21 protein-coding genes are annotated in these 24,110 nt (G+C 38.7%); 14 read left to right on the forward strand and 7 right to left on the reverse strand.

Annotation, left to right across the window (positions count from 1 at the left end; genetic code table 11):
- Positions 1 to 118 precede the first annotated feature (118 nt).
- The 6 genes from BM107_RS04885 (at position 119) to BM107_RS04910 (ending at position 5,109) form a co-directional block, all read left to right on the forward strand.
- Positions 119 to 1,438: a flippase gene (locus tag BM107_RS04885; RefSeq protein WP_090980897.1), complete on the forward strand. Its 1,320-nt coding sequence runs from the start codon at positions 119 to 121 to the stop codon at positions 1,436 to 1,438.
- Entirely contained in the window at positions 1,435 to 2,082 is a 648-nt protein-coding gene (locus BM107_RS04890; RefSeq protein ID WP_090980899.1) for an O-methyltransferase, read from the forward strand. Before BM107_RS04885 ends, BM107_RS04890 begins: the two co-directional genes overlap by 4 nt.
- A 12-nt stretch (positions 2,083 to 2,094) precedes the next feature.
- Complete coding sequence (locus tag BM107_RS04895; protein ID WP_090980901.1) at positions 2,095 to 2,856, forward strand: class I SAM-dependent methyltransferase; 762 nt, start codon at positions 2,095 to 2,097, stop codon at positions 2,854 to 2,856.
- A gap of 238 nt (positions 2,857 to 3,094) precedes the next feature.
- The gene (locus BM107_RS04900; RefSeq protein ID WP_090980903.1) at positions 3,095 to 3,505 is read left to right on the forward strand and encodes a GxxExxY protein; all 411 of its coding nucleotides are present in this window, start codon (positions 3,095 to 3,097) and stop codon (positions 3,503 to 3,505) included.
- Positions 3,506 to 3,611: 106 nt separating this feature from the next.
- The gene (locus BM107_RS04905; RefSeq protein WP_090980905.1) at positions 3,612 to 4,529 is read left to right on the forward strand and encodes a glycosyltransferase; all 918 of its coding nucleotides are present in this window, start codon (positions 3,612 to 3,614) and stop codon (positions 4,527 to 4,529) included.
- Between the two features lie 124 nt (positions 4,530 to 4,653).
- Complete coding sequence (locus tag BM107_RS04910; RefSeq protein ID WP_090980907.1) at positions 4,654 to 5,109, forward strand: PA2169 family four-helix-bundle protein; 456 nt, start codon at positions 4,654 to 4,656, stop codon at positions 5,107 to 5,109.
- Positions 5,110 to 5,244: 135 nt separating this feature from the next.
- Here BM107_RS04910 and cphA read toward each other — a convergent pair whose 3' ends face one another.
- Complete coding sequence (gene cphA, locus BM107_RS04915; RefSeq protein ID WP_090980909.1) at positions 5,245 to 7,860, reverse strand: cyanophycin synthetase; 2,616 nt, start codon at positions 7,858 to 7,860, stop codon at positions 5,245 to 5,247.
- Between the two features lie 297 nt (positions 7,861 to 8,157).
- On the opposite strand from cphA, the gene BM107_RS04920 reads away from it, so the two are divergent.
- From BM107_RS04920 to BM107_RS04935, 4 genes are all read left to right on the forward strand, one after another.
- Positions 8,158 to 9,033: a cyanophycinase gene (locus tag BM107_RS04920; RefSeq protein ID WP_090980911.1), complete on the forward strand. Its 876-nt coding sequence runs from the start codon at positions 8,158 to 8,160 to the stop codon at positions 9,031 to 9,033.
- A 142-nt stretch (positions 9,034 to 9,175) separates the two neighbouring features.
- A complete protein-coding gene (locus BM107_RS04925; protein WP_090980913.1) occupies positions 9,176 to 10,018 on the forward strand; it encodes an isoaspartyl peptidase/L-asparaginase in 843 nt (280 codons plus the stop codon).
- 29 nt (positions 10,019 to 10,047) lie between these two features.
- Complete coding sequence (locus BM107_RS04930) at positions 10,048 to 10,734, forward strand: tetratricopeptide repeat protein (RefSeq protein WP_090980915.1); 687 nt, start codon at positions 10,048 to 10,050, stop codon at positions 10,732 to 10,734.
- Positions 10,735 to 10,999: 265 nt separating this feature from the next.
- Positions 11,000 to 13,165 (forward strand): carboxy terminal-processing peptidase, encoded by a 2,166-nt coding sequence (locus tag BM107_RS04935; RefSeq protein ID WP_244278734.1) that lies wholly within the window; start codon positions 11,000 to 11,002, stop codon positions 13,163 to 13,165.
- A gap of 60 nt (positions 13,166 to 13,225) precedes the next feature.
- Here the strand turns inward: BM107_RS04935 and BM107_RS04940 are convergent, their stop codons facing one another.
- The 3 genes from BM107_RS04940 to BM107_RS04950 form a co-directional block, all read right to left on the reverse strand.
- Positions 13,226 to 14,146 (reverse strand): helix-turn-helix domain-containing protein, encoded by a 921-nt coding sequence (locus tag BM107_RS04940; RefSeq protein ID WP_090980920.1) that lies wholly within the window; start codon positions 14,144 to 14,146, stop codon positions 13,226 to 13,228.
- Between the two features lie 8 nt (positions 14,147 to 14,154).
- Positions 14,155 to 15,048, reverse strand: a complete 894-nt coding sequence (locus tag BM107_RS04945; RefSeq protein WP_090980922.1) for an SDR family oxidoreductase — start codon at positions 15,046 to 15,048, stop codon at positions 14,155 to 14,157.
- 200 nt (positions 15,049 to 15,248) lie between these two features.
- The gene (locus BM107_RS04950; RefSeq protein WP_090980924.1) at positions 15,249 to 16,181 is read right to left on the reverse strand and encodes an SPFH domain-containing protein; all 933 of its coding nucleotides are present in this window, start codon (positions 16,179 to 16,181) and stop codon (positions 15,249 to 15,251) included.
- 166 nt (positions 16,182 to 16,347) lie between these two features.
- On the opposite strand from BM107_RS04950, the gene BM107_RS04955 reads away from it, so the two are divergent.
- Positions 16,348 to 18,390 (forward strand): M13 family metallopeptidase, encoded by a 2,043-nt coding sequence (locus tag BM107_RS04955; RefSeq protein WP_090980926.1) that lies wholly within the window; start codon positions 16,348 to 16,350, stop codon positions 18,388 to 18,390.
- 118 nt (positions 18,391 to 18,508) lie between these two features.
- Complete coding sequence (locus BM107_RS04960; protein WP_090980928.1) at positions 18,509 to 18,694, forward strand: hypothetical protein; 186 nt, start codon at positions 18,509 to 18,511, stop codon at positions 18,692 to 18,694.
- A 73-nt stretch (positions 18,695 to 18,767) separates the two neighbouring features.
- Here the strand turns inward: BM107_RS04960 and BM107_RS24470 are convergent, their stop codons facing one another.
- From BM107_RS24470 to BM107_RS04970, 3 genes are all read right to left on the reverse strand, one after another.
- Positions 18,768 to 18,950, reverse strand: a complete 183-nt coding sequence (locus BM107_RS24470) for a hypothetical protein (RefSeq protein ID WP_139222276.1) — start codon at positions 18,948 to 18,950, stop codon at positions 18,768 to 18,770.
- A gap of 44 nt (positions 18,951 to 18,994) precedes the next feature.
- Positions 18,995 to 20,092: a CapA family protein gene (locus tag BM107_RS04965; protein WP_090981412.1), complete on the reverse strand. Its 1,098-nt coding sequence runs from the start codon at positions 20,090 to 20,092 to the stop codon at positions 18,995 to 18,997.
- Positions 20,093 to 20,284: 192 nt separating this feature from the next.
- Complete coding sequence (locus BM107_RS04970) at positions 20,285 to 20,842, reverse strand: C40 family peptidase (protein WP_090980930.1); 558 nt, start codon at positions 20,840 to 20,842, stop codon at positions 20,285 to 20,287.
- Between the two features lie 496 nt (positions 20,843 to 21,338).
- On the opposite strand from BM107_RS04970, the gene pdhA reads away from it, so the two are divergent.
- Together pdhA and BM107_RS04985 are read left to right on the forward strand one after the other, a co-directional pair.
- Positions 21,339 to 22,334, forward strand: coding sequence for a pyruvate dehydrogenase (acetyl-transferring) E1 component subunit alpha (gene pdhA / locus BM107_RS04980; protein ID WP_090981414.1), 996 nt, complete (start codon positions 21,339 to 21,341; stop codon positions 22,332 to 22,334).
- Between the two features lie 30 nt (positions 22,335 to 22,364).
- Positions 22,365 to 24,041, forward strand: a complete 1,677-nt coding sequence (locus BM107_RS04985; protein ID WP_090980934.1) for a pyruvate dehydrogenase complex dihydrolipoamide acetyltransferase — start codon at positions 22,365 to 22,367, stop codon at positions 24,039 to 24,041.
- Positions 24,042 to 24,110 lie beyond the last annotated feature (69 nt).

A 24,110-nucleotide genomic window follows, 5' to 3' on the forward strand; every position in this document is an offset into this window, starting at 1 on the left:
CCAAAAACTACTGAGACCAAGGCGCTGGAAGCAAAAGAGGCGATAGTTCTACAGACCATAAAATATTTTGAATTTTCAGCACCTTACTTAACTCACATTTTTTTACATCTTTGCGTTAATGAAATTACCCATCATAAAAGGTTTTGACGAAGAAGCATTTAACAAGTATTTAAAGAATACCGGGTGGGTGATGTTTGGCAAAATACTAAGCATGATTGTCGGCTTTGTTGTTGCCAGGTTCCTGGGGCCAATTTCTTTTGGCGATTTAAGCTTCGCTGATGCATTTACTGCAATTGCTGCAGCTATTGGTGCCTTAGGTCTCGATACATTTATCATTCGAGAAATTTTAAACGACCCGGCTAAAAAAGACGAAATATTAGGAACTTCTTTATTGCTGAGATTAGGCGTTAACCTATTATTGATTCCCGTTTCAATCGGCTTATATCTTGTTTTTCATAAATTATCAGATAATCCAGGCGAACCCTTAACCTATGTTGTGGCTCTGCTATCATTCGCCGCATTTTTTAAATCATTTAATGTAATTGATTCCTACTTTCAATCACAGGTACAATCTAAGTATGTAGTACATATTCAAAATATCTGTGTAATTATTTCAGCTCTGGTAAAAATTTTACTAGTCTTTTTACATCTGCCAGTAATCTGGTTTGCCTGGGCACTGGTTTTTGATGGTTTTATCTTAGCCCTGGGTCTCGTTTTACTTTATCAAAACAAAGGATTAAATCTATTTAACTGGCATTTTAAGAAAACTCGGGCAAAATCACTTTTAAAGCAATCGGCTCCTTTAATACTATCGGCTGTTATGGTATCTATTTACATGAAAATAGACCAGGTAATGTTAAAAACAGAAGGAAGTAGTGCTGTTGGAATTTATAGTGCCGTAGCAAGGATTAGTGAGGCTTGGTATTTTATTCCTGTTGCTATTGTTACTTCTGTTTTTCCTGCACTGATAAATGCCCGCAAAACCGATTATGCCCGCTACATTAAACGCCTGCAAAACCTGTATAATTTATTAGTCGCAATAAGTTTGCCTGTTGCAATAGTTATTACCTTTGCCTCAACCTTTATTATTCGTATTATTTACGATAAACGTTTTGAAGGTGCAGAAAACATGTTACCCATTCACATCTGGTCTGGTGTATTTGTCTTTTTGGGAAGTGCCAGTTCTCAGTATCTATTGGCCGAAGGATATACAAAGATTTCCTTTTACCGTACCGCTTTTGGAGCGGTCATAAACATTTTGTTAAATTTTTGGCTAATACCTCGTTATGCCGGCATTGGTGCATCAATTGCAACCTTAATAGCCTGTGCCTGTTCGACATTTTATATCTTATTAATTCCAAAAACTCGGCAACAAGGTATAATGATGTTAAAATCACTATTTTTGGTCACCGCATTTCAAAAAATATTTAAACGTTGAGTACTCTTAAAGCATTAAGCACATTAATTGCAAAGCCAAGCAGGCTTAAGGCACTATTATCATACGGACACAAGGGCTACCTGAACAGCATTGGCTGGTTTACGGCCTTTGATAAAAAACAAGCTGTAGACGGAAAAGGGAAGGCTTTGCCTTGGGTAACCTATTCTTTTATCGATTTTATTAAAGAACGGATAAACAAATCACAGCATATTTTCGAATATGGCTCTGGCAGTTCAACCATTTTTTATGCTGAAAGAGCAGGCTCTGTAACTTCGGTTGAGCACGATAAAGGTTGGTTTGATAAAGTTAAAAACACAAGTCCGGGAAATGCTGAAATGATATTCTGCCAGCTGGAGAAAGATGGAGAATACGCGAAAAAAGCAACGCTGATTGGCAAAAAATTCGATATTATTATTGTTGATGGACGCGACCGTGTAAACTGTTGCAAATATAGCGTTGATGCCCTCTCAGCAAATGGTGTACTCGTTCTGGATGATAGTGAGCGTGAGGTTTATCAGCCAGCCCGCACCTTATTAAAAGCCAAAGGTTTTAAAGAGATCAGCTTTAGCGGCATTTCGCCAGGACTTTTCTATGAAAAAGCGACCTCTGTTTTTTATAAACAGGATAATTGCCTAGGTATTTAACCCATCAGGACCATGTTAAGCGAAGAAGTAAAAACAGCCTACGATAATTTTTATACCAATAGCGATGTAGCATGGAGAATGCTCGGCGCAAAATATAAAGCCCAAAACATTGTCGACGTATGCAAAGGACTAAAACCTAAAAAAGTACTGGAGGTTGGTGCCGGAGACGGCAGCATTTTACATTTTTTAAATGAATGGCATTTCGCGCCAGAACTTTATGCCTTAGAAATTGCCCAAAGCGGTGTTGACATTATAAAAAGCCGTAAACTTTCCAGTTTAAAAGAAGCCCAAACTTTTGACGGTTACGAAATTCCTTATCAAGACAATACATTTGACCTGGTTATTCTTGCGCACGTTCTGGAGCATGTAGAACACGAAAGGCTACTCATCAGGGAATTAAAACGCGTAGCGAAATACATTGTAGTAGAAGTACCCAAAGACTACCGTTTTGACGTAGACAAACGCATGAAACACTTTCTGGATTATGGGCACATTAACATGTACACTCCAACTTCGCTCAGGTTTTTACTGCGAAGCGAAGGGCTGGAAATTTTAGCAGATAAGGTATCGATGACAGCTACTGAAACCGTAAAGTTCAATGAATTTGTGAATAGAAAAGCACCTAAAACGTTTACTAAAACGCTAAAAATAGAACTCGAATACCGGATAAAGAAAACCTTAGGTAATTTGTTAGGGAGGAAAAAGCAGGAACAGTTTGCCAATGCTTATACCGTTTTAACTCAAAAATCAGATCAAGATCTGCATATATTTTAGTAGTTAAAGTGCATAATAGAGTAAGATTGTTCAAACTTATATTACCTTAAACTTATATAGTAAAAGCCTTAACTGAATATAGCGTTTATCTAATCGGTCTTTTATCCTAGCCATATAAGAAATAGAAGAAAATAAAGTTTAATCGCTGCAACCAAACTTTAATTTGATATATTGCAATAGCAATTAAAATCTTTTAAAACGTCCCTAGTTAATTATTTAATAAATTATTAATAAAGGAATGTCATTAACCAGAAGTTATTTAAAGGACTTAGTTTACAAGGTAAACGGAGCAGCCATTGAGGTCCATAGAGCATTAGGCCCAGGCCTTTTAGAAAGCACTTATCATAAATGTATGATTCACGAGCTTGAACTCAGAAATATTAATTTCAGATCAGAGTTAACTATTCCAATAGATTATAAAGGGTTAATAATTCATTCAGAACTAAGATGTGATTTATTAATTGCGGACTCCCTGGTTGTCGAACTTAAAGCTGTTGAAAACATTGCACCAATCCATGTTGCTCAACTGTTAACTTATATGAAATTATTAAAATTACCCCTTGGATTAATGATAAACTTCAATTGTTTGCATATTTTTTCTAAAGGCCAAAAAACATATGTAAACGAAATATATGAATCAATTTATTAGTATATTTTTGTCTAAACTTATATGGGCCTTAAATTTCTCATATGGTTAAAGATGTGGTCAACTTATCATTATAGTTAACCCTATAAATCTTATCTTGTAAAACAACATGCAAAACCTTGCTCCGATCGCACTTTTCGTATACAACCGTCCGCAACATACTGAGCGAACGTTACAATTTCTGCAGCAAAATGAGCTGGCAGCAGAAAGCCATTTGTATATTTTCTCTGATGGTGCCAAAACCGATAACGATAAAGAAAAAGTTGCCGAAGTAAGAAAAATCATTAAAAAAGCTGATGGCTTTAAATCTGTTAAAGTAATTGAGAGTAAGACTAATGCAGGCTTAGCCAATGCCGTAATTACAGGAGTTACCCAATTAATTGAAGAGTACGATCAGATAATCGTATTTGAAGATGATCTCATTACTTCTGCACATACCCTGGCCTATTTTAATAATGCCTTAAACCATTACCGGGAAGAGGAAAAAGTGATGCATATTGGCGCTTATATGTACCCTTTAAATGCAGATGATCTTCCTCAGTCCTTTTTCTACAGGGCTGCAACAAGTTGGGGTTGGGCAACCTGGGGAAGGGCATGGAAAAATTTTGAACCGAATATTGATGTTCTTCTTAAACAGTTTGATAAAAAGAAGAGCGCTGCATTTTCTATTGATCATAAAATGAATTTCTGGAAACAGATGCAGGAATTTAAAAAGGGAAAAAACAATAGCTGGGCCATAAGATGGTATGCCTCGATCTTTTTAAAAGGCGGTATAACACTTAACCCGTCGCAATCACTCGTGAACAACATTGGCCACGATGGCACGGGCGTGCATTCCGGAATCAATGATATTTATAACGTCATTATCAATCCTAAACAAATTGTTGAATTCCCAACCACAATAGCTGAAGACCCAATTGCATATCAAGCCATCAAACGCTTCTTAACTAAGCGAAAAGGCAATATGGTTACACGGGTGAGACGCTTTGTTAAGGAAAAGCTTACACAATATTTCTCCAAAAAATAATAACAGTTCAACTGTTACTCTTTTAGTTAAAATCGTTCACTGTTGTAAGCAATTAAAAAAATGACAAACCTTTTTTAATTGCTCATGTTGATTTTATAACATCGAAACTATAAAAAATAAAGACATGAAAACGACAACAGAAACAGCGGAGGTATTGAACGATCTGATCCAGATTAATAACGATCGTATTGAAGGTTATGAAAAAGCACGTCAGGAATTAAAAGATGAAGATGCCGATTTGAAGACATTATTTTTAAATATGATAGGCGAAAGCCAAAAATATAAAATGGCGCTGGCAACAGAAGTATCGGCTCTGGGTGAAGATATTGAAACAGGAACCACCAATTCCGGTAAAATTTACAGGGCCTGGATGGACGTTAAAGCACTATTTACCGGCCATGACCGCAAAACAGTTTTAAACAATTGCGAGTTTGGTGAGGATGCAGCACAAAATGCATATAAAATGGCTTTAGAGGCAGACGATATCCCATCAAATATCAGAGAATTAATTTCAGACCAGAAAGCAGCTTTAAGAGTGTCGCACGATGAAATCAAAAGATTACGTGATGCTCAGGCTTAAGTAATTTAAATATGAAAAACTCCTTCGAACATATCGAAGGAGTTTTTTTATTACAGCGTCATTCCCGCGCAGGTAGGAATCTATAAGCTTTGAGTTGGGAATGACGATCACTGACAGAATAAATCAGTCAATAAACTACGATTCCAATTCCCGGTCTAAATGCTCTGTAACACGCTGAATCGTATTATCAATCGTATTACTTAAAATGGTTAGATAAGAACCTTTTTTAGCCGCATCAATGGCCATCTGTAAACATGCGGTACTTTTATGGTTTATAATAATTTCCTTATCAGGATCAACTTCTTTGATGCCTTTGATTAACAAATCAACCAGTTCCTGCTGCTGTCTGCCGCGGAGATATTTTTCCTGGCAAATATAAATCTTATCAAACATCTGTGCGGAAATACGGGCGGTTTCCATAATATCCTCATCTCTTCTATCTCCTGTTGCCGAAATAATCCCAACCTGCTCCGTCGCCTCAACACCTTGAAGGAAAGCTTTTACACCATTAAATCCATCAGGATTATGCGCAAAATCAACCAGTACATTGAAATCTTTGAATCTGAAAATATTCATCCTGCCTGGCGTATGTGCTGCCGAAGGGATAAAGGTTTCTAAAGACAAACGGATATCCTCTGGTTTATAACCCCATAAATAGGTTGCTAAGGTGGCAGCAAGTACATTTTGGATCATAAAATTTACGGCACCACCGAAAGTTAAAGGAATGTGTGTCACTTTATCTACCCTTAATTTCCAATCACCGGTTCTAATGGTGATGTACCCATTTTCATAGATGGCAGCAATTCCACCTTTTTTACAATGTTCTTTCACAATAGGATTATTTTCATCCATACTAAAATAAGCAACATTGCAACGGGCATCTTTAGCAATACGGACACAATAACCGTTATCGGCATTTAATACGGCCCAGCCTTTGCGGCGTACTGCCCCAATCACAACGGCCTTTACCCTTGTTAAATCGTCAAGATTGTGGATATCAGAAAGCCCCAGGTGATCTTCCTGTATGTTGGTAACCACACCGATATCGCAGGCATTGAATCCTAAACCTGCCCGTAAAATTCCGCCACGAGCAGTTTCTAATACGGCAAATTCTACTGTCGGATCTTTTAAAATAAACTCCGCGCTCACTGGTCCTGTGGTATCACCTTTCATCAGCATGGTATTGTGTACATAGACCCCATCACTGGTGGTAAACCCTACACGTTTGCCATTACTGCGGATAATATGCGCGATTAAACGGGTGGTGGTGGTTTTTCCATTGGTTCCGGTTACGGCAATGATCGGAATCTGCGACAATTTACCCTGCGGATAAAGCATATCAATTACCGGTGCCGCAACGTTACGCGGCAAGCCTTCGCTTGGCGCCAGGTGCATTCTAAAACCAGGAGCTGCATTAACTTCCAATACCACACCGCCATTTTCGGTTAATGGTTGAGTAAGGTTCTGTGCCATGATATCAATACCGCAGATATCCAATCCGATTACCCTCGAAATCCGCTCACAGATAAAAATATTCTGTGGGTGAACAATGTCTGTAACATCAATAGATGTTCCTCCTGTACTTAAATTAGCGGTCGATTTTAAATAAACCACCTCTCCTTTTTCCGGAACGGTTTCTAAAGTATATTCTTTTTTAGCCAATAAATCCAACGTATCACGATCAACAGCTATTTCGGTTAACACATTCTCATGGCCATAACCACGGCGCGGATCTTCATTTTCCTTGTCAATTAATTCCTGAATGGTATGGATCCCGTTTCCTTTTACATGTGCCGGATCACGTTGAGCCGCAGCAACCACTTTATGATCGATAACCAGCACACGGAAGTCAAATCCGGTAATGTATTTTTCAATAATAACTCTTCTGGAATACGTTTTGGCATATTCAAAAGCCGCCACCGCATCTTCCATTGTTTTAACATTAATGGTTGCACCTTTACCATGGTTACCATCAAGTGGTTTGAAAACAAGAGGAAAGCCAACTTTTTTTACAGAAGCTTCCAGATCGTCAGGATTCGAAATCGTTACTCCTGAGGCTACCGGGATGGCAGCTTCTGTAAGCAACCGTTTCGTTTCTTCCTTATTACTGGCAATATCCACGGCAATACTGCTGGTTTTCTCTGTCATGGTAGCCCTAAAGCGCACCTGATTTTTACCATAGCCCAACTGTACCAGAGAACTTTTGTTCAATCGTATCCATGGAATGCTTCTTTTTACTGCTTCTTCTACAATCGAACCTGTACTTGGGCCTAAAGCTTCAAGTTCACGTATTTCCTTCATCCTTCGGATATCGTGTTCCAGATCATACTCTTCATCGTTGATCAAAGCTTCGGCAATCCTTACTGCTGCTTCGGCCGAGTAAACCCCTACCTTTTCTTCCAGATAACTAAAAACCACATTATAAATGCCTTCAGTTTTGGTCATACGTGTTCTGCCAAAGCCAGTTTCCATACCGGCAAGTGTCTGAATTTCGAGCGCAATGTGTTCTATCACATGTCCCATCCAGGTTCCTTCCTTTACACGGGTAAAAAAGCCGCCTTCAACACCTTTTGAACAACGGTGGGTAAACATGCTTGGCAGCAGTTTCTCCATCCTTTCGCTAAACCCTTCAATTACGTTGGTTGGTTTTTGCTCTAAATCTTCCAGGTCCAGTCGCATCTGGATCAATTTCTTCCTGTTAATGGACCATATGTTTGGTCCTCTTAATACTTGTATATTTAATATCTTCATGTAATGTTTTGTTCGTTTTTTTTGGCAAAGAGGAATTTTAAGAATCGCTCTTTATACTCCATATCAAGAATGAAATTGATGACTGTAAATTATGCATTTATTTTGAAAACAGACGTTTCATTTAGCTAAATCAATTTTAAGGCGTATTTGTTTTATTTTCAAGGGCAATCCTGTTAATTTTAGATTAAAATATTTCAACTTTTGTTAATAAATTGAATATTCTTTACAAAAAAAGTCGTGTTTTTTATCTTAAGCCTATATATTTGGGTTTTTCGACACAATTATAATACACAAAGAATGGTTCCGAAAGGTAAACTCATCATCATTGGTGGCGCAATAAATACAGGTAGTTTTGCAGAGACTCAGTTTGGGTTACCTGAAAATATGAATTTCTTCGAGCGTGGAATTTTAAAACGGATTACTACAGAATCATTAAGAGATATTCAATCCCGTTTCGAGATTATTACCACAGCATCATTAATGCCAGAAAAAGTTGGTGAGGAATATATAAAAGCTTACGCACAACTAGAGGTTCATAATGTTGGCGTTCTTAATATTACCAACCGCGAAGAAGCCAATTCTGATGAAAATTACGAGCGTATCAAAGCTGCAGACGTAATTATTTTTACCGGTGGCGATCAGCTCCGTCTTTCTTCCATCTTTGGCGGAACCAAAACCCATCAGATTCTATTGGAAAAATATAGAAACGAACCTGTAGTTATTGCAGGAACTTCGGCCGGAGCTGCTGCAAGCTCCAAAAATATGATTTATCAGGGCAGCAGTAAAGACGCCTTACTAAAAGGAGAGGTTAAAATTACCGGAGGATTAGGCTTTATTGACGATGTAATTGTAGACACACATTTTGTTCAACGCGGCAGAATTGGCCGTTTGTTGTATGCTGCCGCTAGTAATCCTGGCATTTTAGGGATCGGACTCGGTGAAGACACCGGGCTTTTCATTTCTGATGGCCATAAAATGGAAGCCATTGGATCTGGAATGGTAATTTTAGTAGATGGCCGCACCATGGCCGATACCAATTTAACCGATGTAGAAATGGGGCAACCTGTTTCCATTAAAAACATGGTAGTCCATGTCATGTGTGATGGAGATGTATACGATTTAACAGACCATAGCCTGTTGATCCATCATCCAAAGGTTGTGCCTGTAGCCTAGAGAGGTTAAGGTGGAGGGCTTAGGGTGTATGGTTTAGCGTTCAAGATCTTACTTACCCTGCAAAATTCATTGAGGTTAGCTTAAGGTCTCATCTCTATTCTCTCATATCTTTATCACACATCGCAATACTCAAATCTAACTCATGAAACTAATTATACATGGCGGTTTCTTCAGCGAATCGTCTACCAATCAGGAAACGAAAAAAGCTAAACAAGATGCTTTAGCATCAATTGTTACGCTCGGACATGAATATCTAAAAACACATACAGCTTTAGAAACCGTTGTTTATACGGTTGCGCTGTTAGAAGATAACGAACTGTTTAACGCAGGTATAGGTTCACAGATCCAAAGTGATGGAAAAGTAAGGCTAAGTGCGGCACTGATGGATGGTAAAACGGAGAAATTTAGTGGTGTAATTAATGTTGAAGAGATTAAAAACCCTATACAGGTTGCACAAAAATTACTCGCGTATGATGACCGGGTATTGAGTGGCGACGGTGGCCGGCAGTTTGCCAGAACAAATGGATTTGAATACTTCAATCCAATTACCCCGCAGCGCCAGTTAGAATACGAAGCTAAATTAAACCAAAAGAACAACAAAGGAACAGTGGGTTGCGTAGCACTTGATGCAGACGGAAACTTAGCCGCAGCAACCTCAACCGGGGGAAAAGGATTTGAAATTCCTTGCCGGGTGAGCGATTCAGCAACCGTAGCTGGCAACTATGCCAATCAGCACGCGGGTATTTCCTGTACCGGAGTAGGAGAAGATATTGTAAGTGGCGCTTTGGCTGCAAAAATTGTAACCCGCATTACCGATGGTTTTTCTTTAAAAGAAGCATCTGATAAATCTTTTGCAGAGCTTAAGGCTTTTGATGGCTTTGCGGGTATTGTAGGTATCTCTGCAGCAGGAGAAGTTTACCACTGCGACTCACACCCTTACATGGTTTGGGCATCTTTTGATGTTAATTTACAGGTATTTAGCTAAAATTAGATTTAAAGTATTATTTTTGTTGCATGACCAAAATTGTATTGGCTTTATTTGGCCTTTTTGCATCATTACAACTACAAGCTCAAAATCTAGATAAATCTGAGATCCAGGAACCTAATGGTAGTGCGATCAGAATAGCAGTTTCTAAATTTGAGCTGGAGGATGGGAATTCCTTTTTCGAGGAAGCCGAAGATTTTGAGCGAAAAGGCGACTACAATGAAGCGCTCACCTTATTTGGCAAAGCAGCTTTTGAATATAATTCCGTAAAAAACTTCAACAGGTATGGGCTGGCCGTTATCAAGATGAGCAATATGCACTATCAACTTGGCCGTTTTGCCGATGCAGAGCAAATTCTCTTGAACGTGGCGCTAAAAAATTATTCCAAAACCGGGAACAGGGCAGGAATAATGAACACCTATAACCTTTTAGGCAAAGTTTACCTGGCCAATACAAAATATACACAATCGATGTGGTTCTATACCCAGCAAGGTATCCTGGCAAAACAGTTAAAAAGCAACAATGCCTATATCGAATCTATTTTAGGCATTGTTCAGGTAAAAATTAAAAAGAAAGACTTTACACTCGCGCTGAGAGATCTAAAATCGGCCGAATGGCTGGCTAATTCCATCAAAACCACCCAATATAAAGCACAGATTAAAGATGCAAGGGAAATGATTGCCAATAAAACCGGCAAAAAGGTAAATCCAAGCTAATAAGCAACATATTCCGTTAATTCTCCTCCATTTGTTTTAAGATAGCTATAAGCGGCTGTAATCAAATAAATTTTGTATTCGGGTTAAAACAAAAAATAATAGTCAACGTTCTACATAAGAAATTGTTAAATAAAGAGCTTTTAGTTAGATTTGATAAAATTTTAACAAGAGACGGTAATAATGCTGTCTCTTTTTTGTTTTTTTGCTAAAATGGTATCATATTGGCTATATAGAATTGGAAATGGATTTTAAATCATTTAAAGAAATGTTAAAGAGGATATTTTTTGTAATTTTTACTGCGGCAGTACTTGCTTGTCATGCTGCCCCTAAATCTCAGCCAATGGTTGAGGGGGTTACCAACGTGAAACCTGATGAGCAGCAGCAACTTGTTATTAAAGAGGTTGTAAATTTGATTGAAAGCTACAATTATAAAAAAGTTAAGATCAACGATTCTATTTCCTCGATTGTTTTAGATAAGTATATCAAATCTTTAGATCCGGGTAAAAATTATTTCCTGGCCTCGGATATCAAGGATTTTGAGAAATACAGATATACCTTAGATGATGATTTTAAAAACGGCGACTTAAGTGGTCCATTTTTTATTTATAACGTTTACGCTAAGCGGCTTAATGAATATTTTAATTATTCACTGGCACAGATTAAAACCAAATTTGATTTTAACCAAAACGACACTTATGTTTACGACAGGGAGAAACAGCCATGGGCAACTTCCTCCACAGCATTAAATGATAACTGGAAAAAACGGGTAAAATACGAATTGATTAATTTGAATCTGGCCGGTACTGCTGAAGCAAAGAATGTAGAGACATTAACCAAACGTTATAAAAATTTACAATCACAAACTTCAAAAACCAATAATCAGGACGTTTTTCAAATTTTGATGGATGCTTTTACCGAATCCATTGATCCACATACCAATTATTTTAACCCAACCAATGCCGCAGCATTTAACGAAGACATGTCACGCTCTTTTGAAGGTATTGGCGCCCGCTTACAATTGGAAAATGAGGTAGTTAAAATTTCTGAAATTATTGCTGGCGGACCTGCATTTAAAGGCAAACAGCTAAGTGCAGGCGACCGTATTATTGCGGTGGCGCAGGGCGATGGTGAGTTTGTGGATGTTGTGGGATGGAGATTAGATAATACTGTTTCGAAAATCAAAGGTCCGAAAGGCACAAAAGTGCGGTTAAAAGTGATACCGGTAGGTAAAGAAATGTCATCCAAACCGGTAATTATTGAATTGGTTCGTGATCGAATCGTGTTGGAAGAAACATCTGCCAAAAAGAAAGTCAAAACCATCAACAGTAACGGTAAAGAATATAAAATCGGGATTATTACCTTACCTGCATTTTACGCAGATTTTAAAGCTGCAAATGCAGGCGATAAAAATTACAAAAGCACTACCCGTGATGTTAAAAAATTAATCGACTCATTAAAGACCTTCGATAAGGTAAATGCAATCGTAATGGACTTACGTGGAAACGGTGGGGGTTCATTGGTTGAAGCTATTTCGTTAACGGGATTATTTATCGATCGGGGTCCTGTTGTACAGGTAAAAGATTTACGTGGCAAAATCGAGGTAGATGAAGATGAAAATAGTGGTGTGGCCTGGGATGGTCCCTTTGGCGTAATGGTTGACCGTTTAAGTGCATCGGCATCAGAAATTTTTGCAGGGGCTATACAAGATTATGGGCGTGGAATTATTATGGGCAGCCAAACCTATGGTAAAGGTACCGTGCAATCTTCAATCGATTTAAATAAACTGGTTAACCCTGGCATGCTGCAGAGATTAGCAGGATTAATTGCCAAAGATAAAACCATTGGAACTTCTCCTAACAGTACCAACCCTGCAGATATTAATTTAGGTCAGATTAATTTAACCATGGCGAAATTTTATCGTGTGGCCGGTAGCAGTACACAGCACAAGGGTGTAACTCCTGATGTTGTTTTCCCTTCTGTTTATCCAATGGATAAAATCGGAGAGGATACTGAATCATCCGCTTTGCCATGGGATGTTATTCCTAGTTCGAACTTCAAAGCAGTTGCCAATTTGAGTGCTGTTAAAGCGCAATTGATCAAAAACAGCGAGCAGCGTATTGCAAACTCATTGGATTTTAAATACCTGAAACAAGATGTTGCAGACCTTAAAAAACGCGATAGCGAAGTTTCTGTGACGTTGAACGAGGCCAAACTTAAAGCAGAGCGCGATGCACAGGAAGCTAAAACCCTTGCCAGACAAAATGAATTAAGGGCATTAAGAGGATTGCCAGCGCTTAAAAAGGGCGCTAAAGTCACCAAGCAGGATGCATTCGATTTCATTGAAGATGAATCGCTAAAAGTAATGGGCGATTTCATGCAGCAATCAGGGAATTATGTGATGAATCTGGGTATAACACCGTCGAAACTTTAATAAACAGGATTTATACAGAGCGAGCTATCTCATTGAGGTAGCTCGCTTTTTTTTATCATTTCAATTAAATGATTGTCTGAATGCTGAAGGGGTAAGGTTTGTTTTCGATCTGAACAGTTTTGTAAAAGATTGTAAATGTTCGAAACCGAGTGCATAAGCAATTTCACTAACCGAAAGATCTGTTGTAGAAAGCTTTTCTTTTGCTAAATCAATCACTTTCTGATGTAAATATTGTTGGGTATTTTGTCCAACAAGCGTTTTCAACATTCCAGATAGATATCCCGGCGAAACATTGAGCCTTTGGGCAATGTAAGTTACTGTTGGTAATCCCCTGTTACCATAATGATCGTCTGCAAAATAGCCTTTAACAACATGTTCCAGTCGATCAAGCAGCTGGTGATTAACCGCTTTACGCGTTATAAACTGTCGGCCATAAAAGCGTTGTGCGTAGTTAAGAAGAAGCTCTATTTGTGCTATTATAACATTTTGAGTAAAATGATCGATATTGTTATTGGTTTCATTTTCCACCAATTTGGCGATCGAATTAAGTAATGCTTCTTCATTTTCAGAAACATGTAAAGCCTCAGACAGCGAGTAGCTAAAGAAATCATAATTCTTAATTGCTTTGGCTAAATGAGTGTGCCAAAGTAAATCCGAATGAAAAAGTATCATCCAGCCCGTCGGGCGATGGGTTTTATTCTGATCAGTTTCGACCGTAAACACCTGCCCCGGAGCCATGAAAAATAAAACACCGTTGTCAAAATCACTGATTTTTTGTCCATATTTAATTTTCGCATTAGGAACTCGTTTAAGCGCTATGGAGTAGAAATCAAAAATTATCGTTTTTAATCGGCCAGCAGATGGCATATTAACCTCTTCCATATTAACAACACTAACTAACGGATGACCAGGTTGAGGCAACCCTGCAAGTTTATGATAAGCTGATATTGTTTTAAAATGGTAACGGTTCGAAATTTCCATGATACAATTTACTTAAAATAAATGCCACGTTCCAAATCTTCAAGCAAACCGGAACATTGAGGTTCCCAATTTAAAAGTTCGCTGGTTAAACGCCCGGAAGCCGGCCCATCTACCGCTGCAAAATGCTCAAACCAACCAAAATGTGCGGCTGCCTCGTTTTTAGGTATAGAAACAACCGGTAAACCTAGCTGTTCACCAATGGCCTCTGCTATTGCTTTAAGGGGGATTGATTCTTCAGCTACCCCGTGAAAACGTGTTCCTGGCGTAGCTTGTTCTAACGCCAACCTATAAAGTTTCGCGGCATCAAGCCGGTGGATACCTGTCCACCTATTTTCTCCGTCACCAATATAAGCTGATAAACCCGTTTTTCGGGCGATATCGATCAGCATGGGTAGGAAGCCATGATGATCACCTTCACCATGCACAGATGGCGATAAACGAACAACCGATACACGAATATCTTTCGCCGCAAGTGTATCAACAGCCTTCTCAGAAGCTAGCCTGGGATTTCGACCATTATAATCAGGTATCATATCTTCCGTGGCCAATATGCCGGGATTAACCAAAAGCGTTCCGGAAGTTACAATAAAGGGTTTATTGGTTCCTGCAAGCGAGCTTCCAATAGCTTCTATGGCAAGTCTATCGATTTCGCAAACCGCTTCGAATCGTGAAAAATCATGTATAAAGCCAGTGTGAATAACACCGTCAGCCAATTTTGCACCCTCCTGTAAACGCTGTAAATCTTCCAAATCCCCTTTGTGTACTTCGGCTCCGGCAAGTACAAGCGCCTTTTCAGCTACCTCATTCCTCGCTAAACCTAAAACCTCATAACCTGCACTAATTAACTCTTTTACTACTGCAGAACCGACAAATCCGGTTGCACCTGTGACAAAAACTTTCATCGTGATTAATTTAATTTTTAAATAGTGTACAATAATTACGTTCCGATTGATATCAATCGCATTTCATGATCACTCAAAATTCAATTAATTTAATGGTAACAATTTAGGCTAATCAATTCTTCATTTAGCCAAAACGAATAATTAAGGCAAAAAAAAAGACTGTTACGCTTTGCAACAGTCTTTCTGTAAAAAAAAATACGCTAACCCTTCGTCGGAGGATTCTGCCCCAGCTGCATGGCCATCATTTCTTTCATGGTTTTATTCATGCCCTCGGTACTGCCATCTAAGAAAATGATATTACCATCGCCATATTCTGCAAATTGTTTAATGGCCTCTGTCCACATCGTAAATAAGATTACCGAAGTATCCAGATTTGCCTGTTGCATTTCGTGCGCAGCATTTGTCATACCTTTTGCCACTTCTTCCCTAAACAATGCGATACCCTGACCGCGTAATTGTGCAGCTTCGCGCTCTGCCGTGGCAGCAATTTTAATAGCGTTACCATCAGCCTCTGCAGCTTTGGTTTTGGTAATCAATAAAGCCTGTCCTTCGTTTTCGGCAGCAGCCTTTAAGTTGTTTGATGCTACCACCCGGCTCATGGAGCGCATAATCTCCTCATCAAAAGTGATATCGTTCAACTGAAGATCCTGAAGGTGGTAACCCCACCCATCTAAAACCTGATCAATCTGCTCTTTAACATGCAGCACAATTTCATTTCGCTGGGCCAACACATTTGCCTGCTTTTGCGTAGCTACATATGCCCTTATCGAACCTTCAATCGTTCTGATCAATGCCTGCATCAGATTAGTGGCGTCGACAAATTTAAAGGCCACATTTTTGATGGTTTCTTCATCCTGGTTAATTACTGAGTAAAGCAGCATGGCTTTAAAGTAAACATTGGCCTGGTCTTGCGTAACCGCCTGGAAAGAAAGTTCAACCGAGCGGTTTTGGATCGATATCCGTGAATAAATCTGTTCTATTAAAGGAATTTTAAAATTTAAACCTGGTCTTAAAAGCCTTTGGTACTTACCAAAAACGGTAACAACCGCAATAGTGCCTTGTTTAACGGTGACGAATGAACTTAGCAGTATTATGACTCCTATTACTACTAAAATATAAACGGTGTATTGCATAATTAGATTTTTTCATGAAGGTATAAAAATTCATACAAACTACACCAGGCATTTCGTAGCTTTAAGTTTTTTCAAACTAACTTATATCAATCGAAAACATCAGGATTTTTCAAACCCTGCAGTGGTATGAATAAATATGATAACTTAAAGAACAAAATTTATACAGATGAAAATTAAATTATTTCTTCCAGCGGCAGGCATTTTGCTATGTGCGGCATGTCAGAATAAAAGCCATCAGGAAACAGATATGGCAAATATACGTACCGTTTTTTTTGATAAGGCTGGCATGGACACCACTGTAAAACCAGGTGATAACTTTTTCCTTTATGCCAATGGAAAATGGATGAAAAACACGGAAATACCTAAAACCGAAACAGGGTGGGGTTCTTTTTACACCTTATATAATGATAACCTGAAGAACCTGAAAAACATTCTTGAAAATGCGTCCAAAGCGGAGGCAGCCAAAGGAAGTACCGAACAGAAAGTTGGCGATTTTTACACCAGCGGCATGGACACGCTTACTATTGAAAAATTGGGTATCGAACCTATAAAGCCGCTTTTAAGTAAAATAGATAGAATTAAAAATGATCAGGATTTAATTAATTTCATTGCCGAAGGCTATAAAAATGGTGAAGGTGATTTATTAGGCTTTGGTGTTGAACCAGATGACAAATTAAGCATTAAAAATGCACTGTCATTTACCCAGGCTGGCATTACCTTACCAGATCGCAGTTATTATCTCGAACAGGATGATAAGGCAAAAAAAATCAGATCAGAGTACATCAAATACATCACAAAAATCTTTACCCTTTCAGGCGATTCGGCAAACGCAGCTAAATATGCTGCTGATATCTTAAAACTGGAAACAGCTATTGCCCAGTCTCATTCAACACCTGTTGAACTGCGCGATCCACAGAAAAACTATCACAAAATGACGGTTGCTGATTTTCAAAAACTGACCCCAAATATGGAGTGGAAATCTGTTCTAAACAAACTAGGTGCAAGTACGGATACCGTTATTGTCAGGCAGCCGAAATATTATCAGACACTATCGGCTCTTTTGAAAAGTCAGCCTATAGAAATCTGGAAAGAAAAGTTAAAATTTGATGCACTGAACGAATCGGCAAATGCTTTTACCAAAAAATTCAGAGATGCCAGGTTTGACTTTTTCTCTAAAACACTGTTTGGTCAGCAAGCACCTACAGAAAGATGGAAAGCAATTGTGAATGCTACCGATCGCAATTTAGGCGAACTTTTAGGCCAGTTATATGCCGAGAAGTATTTCAAGCCAGAAGCTAAAGAGCGTATGCTAACCCTGGTGAATAATTTACAGAAAGTATATGCAGAAAGAATCCAGAAGGTAGACTGGATGACACCAGATACCAAAAAGAAAGCTTTGGAAAAACTAAATGCTTTCATTAAAAAAATCGGTTATCCTGATAAATGGAAAAAATACGATGACGTAGAGATTTCTAAAAACACCTATTATGCCAATCTTCAGTCGGCAAGCAAACATGCTTATAAAGAAATGATGGATAAACTGGGTAAAAATGTAGATAAAACAGAATGGGGCATGACGCCACCTACTGTTAATGCCTATTACAATCCATCCTTCAACGAAATTGTTTTCCCCGCCGGAATTTTACAGTTTCCTTTCTTTGATTTCAGCGCAGATGATGCCATTAATTATGGTGCAATCGGTGCAGTAATTGGTCACGAAATGACACATGGTTTCGACGATCAGGGCCGCCAGTATGATGCAATGGGTAATTTAAAAGAATGGTGGACAAAAGCCGATGCTGATCAATTTAAAGCGAAGGCCGGTAAAGTAGAAAAATTTTACGACAACTTCTCGCTATTAGACAATCAGCACGTAAACGGTTCATTAACATTGGGCGAAAACCTGGCCGATATTGGTGGGTTGAACATTGCATATGATGCTTTTAAATTAACAGAACAAGGAAAAGGTGATAAAAAGATTGATGGTTTTACGCCTGATCAGCGTTTCTTTTTAAGTTTTGCCCAGGTATGGCGAATCAAAACCCGCGATGAAAGTATGCGCGTAAGGTTGAAAACAGATCCGCATAGCCCGGAAATGTTCCGTGTGAATGGCCCCGTATATAACATGGAAGCTTTTTATAAAGCATTTAACATTCCTGCTACCGCAAAAATGTATATCGCGCCCACAGACAGGTTAGGTGTTTGGTAAATGAAATGATTAGAACACTTATTAAAGAAGCCCATTTCGTCATTCGGAATGGGCTTCTTTATTGGTTTAAAACAAAAGGGAAAATATTTTGTCTTACTCTTATTAAAATTATAACCGTATGAACGTAAAACGCACTTTTGGGACTGTATTAACCATTCTTGGAATAATCGGTTTAATTTACGCAGGCTATGGATTTGTAAACCACAGTGAAAATACAAGGGGGTTGATGGTATACGGTATCATCGGCCTGATATTTTTTGTATCTGGAATTGGTCTGGTAAAAAACACAAAGGATGAAAGCTAACCAGGCTTTCATCCTGAATGATGGCCTATCAAAATTTTTAATTTCAGCTGTTCAGCATCCAATCTCAGTAACATTACTGCTTCTTTTTCTGTTTGATGATCTGGTACTGGCTAAAAGCAACCAAGCAACCGGCCAGGATAATAATCCCTGCAGATAACAGATTTTTCGGATTTTGGTTGATGTAGTAAGCGGCTGCCAATACTAAAATTGCAGCTGCAATACCTATAATATAATGAAGTATTAACCCTGTTTTCATACGACAAATATTCTGAAATAATTTGAAATTGATGTCGCAGAAGATTAATCTTTTAAACTGATCCTGTTATCAGCAAATTTCAGTTGATGACCAATAAAATCAACATCCGTCAGTTCTTTAATGCGTTTAAATGCCTTATGGTCATCATCCAGGGTTAAACGGTTAATTTTATCCTGTTTAACCGATACCACATCGGCATAGAGAAATTCGCCTTTCGCATTTATTTTTAGCTGAAGCAGGGGTGCAATGCCGTTATTGCCTTTTAAGCTGAACATCCCGTAGGTACAAAAATTTCCTAAACTGTAGGCTATGAATTTATTTTTATACACTTCAACAGCCCGGGTTACATGCGGACCGTGTCCCAGCACCACATCTGCACCAGCATCGATCACTGCATGTGCAAAGGCATAAACATTTCCCCTGTTCTCTTTATAAAATATTTCATTCTTACGGGGAACGTGTTCAAACCTAGCACCTTCACCTCCTCCGTGAAAAGAAACGATTACGATATCAGCCATTTGCTTTAATCGGGCCACAAGTGCTTTCGCGCTATCAATTTTATTGATCGATACTGTATTTTCATTGGGGGCAAAGGCACAGAATGCATACTTTACGCTATCCTTTTCAAAAACTTCAAAAGGTTTGTTTAGCTGTCCGGCGTAATGGATCTGAAGGGAATCTAAAATCCTGGCGGTGTTTTTCCTTCCCTTCGTATCAAAATCACCAACATGGTTATTGGCAATACTTAACACATTAAATCCTGCACTCTTATATATCCCGGCATAGCGCTCCGGCATTCTAAAGGCGTAACAGTTATTTGGATTAATGCCATTACATTTGTTCGAATGGCCTGAGTTCAGAAAGCAGCCTTCTAAGTTGCCAAAAACAATATCTCCTTTCAATAAACCATCAACTGCCTGGAAACTATTTACCGCATCATCAGGAGGGAGGTTAGTTTTATTGGGAAAAGCAGAGCCCAGCATGATGTCGCCAACAGCGGTAATGGATATGGTATCTTTAATTTTCCTGATTAAGGTATCCTGCCTGGTTACCGGTATTGTAACCTGTGCATTATTGTTCGTGCAACTGATCAGGATTATAACAACGAATGGTAAGGTTAAGAGGGTGTTGATGAGCTTCATAAGGTATGTCTTGGAGGCTATTTTATTGATCGCTTTTATCGCAAGAAGATCCTGAAATAAATTCAGGATGACGATACTTAAAGGAAATGAATGGTTTTTAAAACGAAGATTAAACAAAAAATCCTCCAAAATTTCTTTAGGAGGATTGTATTCTTTATTTAGGCAACCGTGAACTGTTAACTGCCAACTGAACTATTCTACTGTAAATTCTTTCTTAAAAGATTCTAAAACGCGGCCGCCCTTGTAAAAGTAACGGCTGTAATAAGGCTCGTTAAGGTTGCTGATGACTACACCGCGAGAACTTGACGCATGTGCAAAGCGGTTATCGCCCAGGTAAATACCTACATGTGAAATACTTCTGCTTTTAATTTTGAAGAAAACCAGATCGCCTTCTTTTAAATCTTCTTTTGATAATGGATCTACCATGCTGAAAATATCGCGAGAATTTCTTCTAATTGTCGTGTTGAAAACTTTATCGTAAATGGCTTTAGTGAATGCCGAACAATCGATGCCTCTTTTTGTGTTTCCACCGTAACTATATGGCGTTCCGATCCATTCGTAAATAAACTTGTACAGTTTTAAATTTGATGTTGCATCTACCGCCACACCCATTACCTGCGAAAAATATTGCGACGCGAGGTTGTCGGGATCATTTAATTCTTTACCAGATTCTTTTGTTTTTGTCTGCGCAAATGCGGCTGAGAGCGAACAGATAGCAATTAGAGTAGAAAACAAAAATTTTTTAATCATGTTATACAGTTATGTTTGGGTATTCACTTACACATTAACGTACACCACATGGGCTTATTGTCGGTTGCCAAAAGTATTAATTATACAAATGTTATCCAAATGTAATCTTAGAAAAAGTGAAAGTTATCAACATTTCTGCTTTTTATCCACCTTTTTTGATCCAGATTCCCATAAAAAAACGGCCGTCTTCCAAAAAAAGTTTTCTCTTAATTACGCACTAGTCAATGAAAATACTTTATTTTTAAATTATGGATATAAGCAGATTCACAGAATTAAATTTCAGAATAAATTGATTCCATATTACGATAAAGGGAATTGATTTACTTATAAAAAATCAATGTCAACGCAATATTGAAAATAGAGGTTTACATTTAATTGTAAAACAACTGTTAAATCTGATTATAACCCTAATACTATGATGTTTTTACACTAAAAAGTGTCAAAAATTACAATAAAAAAATTAGATTTGCTGTCGCAAAAAAACAAATACCCTAAAATGAGTGCAGTAGAAATAAATAAAGATACCTGGTTAAAGTGGTTCGAGTCGATGTTGCTTATGCGCAAATTCGAAGAAAAAACTGGCCAGTTATACGGACAACAAAAAATACGTGGCTTTTGTCATTTATACATTGGACAAGAAGCTGTAGTTGCAGGTGCAATATCTGCGATGCAAAAAGGTGATTCAATGATTACAACATATCGTGATCATGCTCACGCCTTAGCTTTAGGAGTTAGTGCTGATAGTATTATGGCAGAAATGTACGGTAAAGCTACAGGTTGCTCTAAAGGTAAAGGTGGTTCAATGCACATGTTCAGTAAAGAGCATAACTTCTACGGTGGCCATGCAATTGTTGGTGGTCAGATTCCACTAGGCGCCGGTGTTGCTTTTGCAGAAAAATACAAAGGAACTGACAACGTAAACATTTGTTATATGGGCGATGGTGCAGTGCGCCAGGGTGCATTAAACGAAACTTTTAACATGGCTATGCTTTGGAAATTGCCTGTTGTTTTTGTTTGCGAAAATAATGGTTATGCAATGGGTACTTCAGTACAACGTACCACTAACATGACTGATATCTATAAAATAGGTTTAGGTTTCGACATGCCATGTGCACCAGTTGATGGTATGGATCCTGTTGCGGTACATAATGCTATGGACGAGGCCATCCAGCGCGCACGTAAAGGAGAAGGACCTACTTTCTTAGAAATGAGAACATACCGCTACCGTGGTCACTCGATGTCAGATCCGGCAAAATACCGTACTAAAGAAGAATTAGAAGATTATAAAGCAAAAGATCCTGTTGAATTGGCCAGAGAAACTATTTTGAAAGAAAAATATGCAGATCAGGCCTGGATTGAAGAAGTAGAAGCTAAAGTAAAAGGAATTGTAGATCAGGCAGTAAAATTTGCTGAAGAATCTCCTTGGCCTGATGCATCTGAGTTATACAAAGATGTATATATGCAAGAGGACTATCCTTACGTAATGGACTAATATTAATAAGATTTCAATTAATTAGATATAATGGCTGATGTAATTAAAATGCCCAAAATGAGCGACACCATGACCGAAGGGGTTTTGGCGAAGTGGCATAAAAAGGTGGGCGATAAAGTGAAAAGCGGCGATGTTTTGGCAGAAGTAGAAACTGACAAGGCAACAATGGATATGGAATCTTATTGGGATGGTACCCTTTTATACGTTGGCGTAGAAGAAGGTCAGGCTGTTCCTGTTGATGCCATCATGGCCGTGATTGGTAAAGAAGGCGAAGATTATAAAGCGGCTTTAGAAGCAGAAAAGTCAGGAAGCCAGGATTCGGCAAGTCCGAAAGCTGAAAGCAAAGACGATGCTCCGAAAGCAGAAGATAAAAAAGAAGAAGCTGCCGCTACCCAAGGCGGAGGCTTAAGTGAAGAAGAATTGGCTGCTAAAGGTGTTACGGTAATCCGCATGCCTTTATTGAGCGATACCATGACCGAAGGCGTAATTGCCGAGTGGCATAAAAAAGTGGGTGATAAAGTTAAGGATGACGATGTACTTGCTGATGTAGAAACCGATAAGGCTACAATGGAAGTAATGGGTTATGCAACCGGAACTTTATTGCACATCGGTGTAGAAAAAGGCCAGGCTGCCAAAGTAAATGGAATTATCGCTATCGTTGGTCCTGAAGGTACTGATGTAAGCGGAATTTTGGCAGGTGGTTCAGCTCCAGCGCCCAAAGCTGAAAGCGAAGCACCAAAAGAAGAAAAACAAGCTGCAACTGCTGATTCAAGTTCATCTGCTCCTGTTGCCGAAAGTTCTTCAGATAGCCGCGTTAAAGCATCTCCTTTAGCTAAGAAAATTGCTAAAGATAAAGGAATCGATTTAGCTCAGGTTGCAGGGAGTGCAGAAGGTGGCCGTATCATTAAAAAAGATATCGAAAACTTTAAACCAGCTGCAGCGCCAGCAAAAACAGAATCTGCATCAGCTCCGGCTGCTGAGAAATCTGCTGCACCAGCACCAGTTATTCCACAATTTGTAGGTGAAGTCAAATTTACTGAACAACCAGTTTCGCAAATGCGTAAAGTAATTGCAAAACGTTTGGCAGAAAGTTTATTTACAGCACCACATTTCTATTTAACCATCAGTATTGATATGGACAACGCAATGGCTGCACGTACAGCTATTAACGCAGTTGCTCCCGTTAAAGTTTCTTTCAATGATATCGTAATTAAAGCCGTTGCGGTTGCATTGAAAAAACATCCGGCTGTTAACTCATCATGGGGTGGCGATAAAATCAGATTTAACGAACATACTAACATTGGTGTAGCCATGGCCGTTGAAGATGGTTTATTGGTACCTGTTGTGCGGTTCGCAGATGGAAAATCTTTATCACACATTTCTGCGGAGGTAAAAGATTTTGGTGCTAAAGCAAAAGCTAAAAAATTACAGCCAGCAGATTGGGAAGGTTCTACCTTTACTGTTTCTAACTTAGGTATGTTTGGTATAGATGAGTTTACTTCCATTATCAACTCGCCTGATGGTGCAATTTTATCAGTAGGTGCGATTCAACAAGTACCTGTGGTTAAAAATGGCGCTGTTGTTCCTGGCAATGTAATGAAACTAACTTTAGGCTGCGATCACCGTGTAGTGGATGGTGCAACCGGAGCAGCTTTCTTGCAAACCTTAAAAGGTTTATTGGAAGAACCGATCAGGTTATTAGCGTAAGCAATTTACAGTTTTCAGTTTATACTGACTACATATTAAAAGCCATCCTTTGGGATGGCTTTTTTGCGT

Origin of the sequence: Pedobacter suwonensis (assembly GCF_900111825.1) — a bacterium.
In the GTDB taxonomy this organism is placed as follows: Bacteria; Bacteroidota; Bacteroidia; order Sphingobacteriales; family Sphingobacteriaceae; genus Pedobacter; species Pedobacter suwonensis.

What these genes read in the sequence shown, in the direction of transcription:
- BM107_RS04935 (WP_244278734.1), top strand. Translation starts at nt 11,000, where the DNA reads ATGTTAAAGAGGATATTTTTTGTAATTTTTACTGCGGCAGTACTTGCT.
- BM107_RS04985 (WP_090980934.1), top strand. Translation starts at nt 22,365, where the DNA reads ATGGCTGATGTAATTAAAATGCCCAAAATGAGCGACACCATGACCGAA.
- BM107_RS04895 (WP_090980901.1), top strand. Translation starts at nt 2,095, where the DNA reads ATGTTAAGCGAAGAAGTAAAAACAGCCTACGATAATTTTTATACCAAT.
- BM107_RS04925 (WP_090980913.1), top strand. Translation starts at nt 9,176, where the DNA reads ATGAAACTAATTATACATGGCGGTTTCTTCAGCGAATCGTCTACCAAT.
- BM107_RS04955 (WP_090980926.1), top strand. Translation starts at nt 16,348, where the DNA reads ATGAAAATTAAATTATTTCTTCCAGCGGCAGGCATTTTGCTATGTGCG.
- BM107_RS04960 (WP_090980928.1), top strand. Translation starts at nt 18,509, where the DNA reads ATGAACGTAAAACGCACTTTTGGGACTGTATTAACCATTCTTGGAATA.
- BM107_RS04910 (WP_090980907.1), top strand. Translation starts at nt 4,654, where the DNA reads ATGAAAACGACAACAGAAACAGCGGAGGTATTGAACGATCTGATCCAG.
- BM107_RS04970 (WP_090980930.1), bottom strand. Translation starts at nt 20,842, where the DNA reads ATGATTAAAAAATTTTTGTTTTCTACTCTAATTGCTATCTGTTCGCTC.
- BM107_RS04900 (WP_090980903.1), top strand. Translation starts at nt 3,095, where the DNA reads ATGTCATTAACCAGAAGTTATTTAAAGGACTTAGTTTACAAGGTAAAC.
- BM107_RS04950 (WP_090980924.1), bottom strand. Translation starts at nt 16,181, where the DNA reads ATGCAATACACCGTTTATATTTTAGTAGTAATAGGAGTCATAATACTG.
- BM107_RS04885 (WP_090980897.1), top strand. Translation starts at nt 119, where the DNA reads ATGAAATTACCCATCATAAAAGGTTTTGACGAAGAAGCATTTAACAAG.
- BM107_RS04930 (WP_090980915.1), top strand. Translation starts at nt 10,048, where the DNA reads ATGACCAAAATTGTATTGGCTTTATTTGGCCTTTTTGCATCATTACAA.
- BM107_RS04945 (WP_090980922.1), bottom strand. Translation starts at nt 15,048, where the DNA reads ATGAAAGTTTTTGTCACAGGTGCAACCGGATTTGTCGGTTCTGCAGTA.
- BM107_RS04940 (WP_090980920.1), bottom strand. Translation starts at nt 14,146, where the DNA reads ATGGAAATTTCGAACCGTTACCATTTTAAAACAATATCAGCTTATCAT.
- pdhA (WP_090981414.1), top strand. Translation starts at nt 21,339, where the DNA reads ATGAGTGCAGTAGAAATAAATAAAGATACCTGGTTAAAGTGGTTCGAG.
- BM107_RS04920 (WP_090980911.1), top strand. Translation starts at nt 8,158, where the DNA reads ATGGTTCCGAAAGGTAAACTCATCATCATTGGTGGCGCAATAAATACA.
- BM107_RS24470 (WP_139222276.1), bottom strand. Translation starts at nt 18,950, where the DNA reads ATGAAAACAGGGTTAATACTTCATTATATTATAGGTATTGCAGCTGCA.
- cphA (WP_090980909.1), bottom strand. Translation starts at nt 7,860, where the DNA reads ATGAAGATATTAAATATACAAGTATTAAGAGGACCAAACATATGGTCC.
- BM107_RS04965 (WP_090981412.1), bottom strand. Translation starts at nt 20,092, where the DNA reads ATGAAGCTCATCAACACCCTCTTAACCTTACCATTCGTTGTTATAATC.
- BM107_RS04905 (WP_090980905.1), top strand. Translation starts at nt 3,612, where the DNA reads ATGCAAAACCTTGCTCCGATCGCACTTTTCGTATACAACCGTCCGCAA.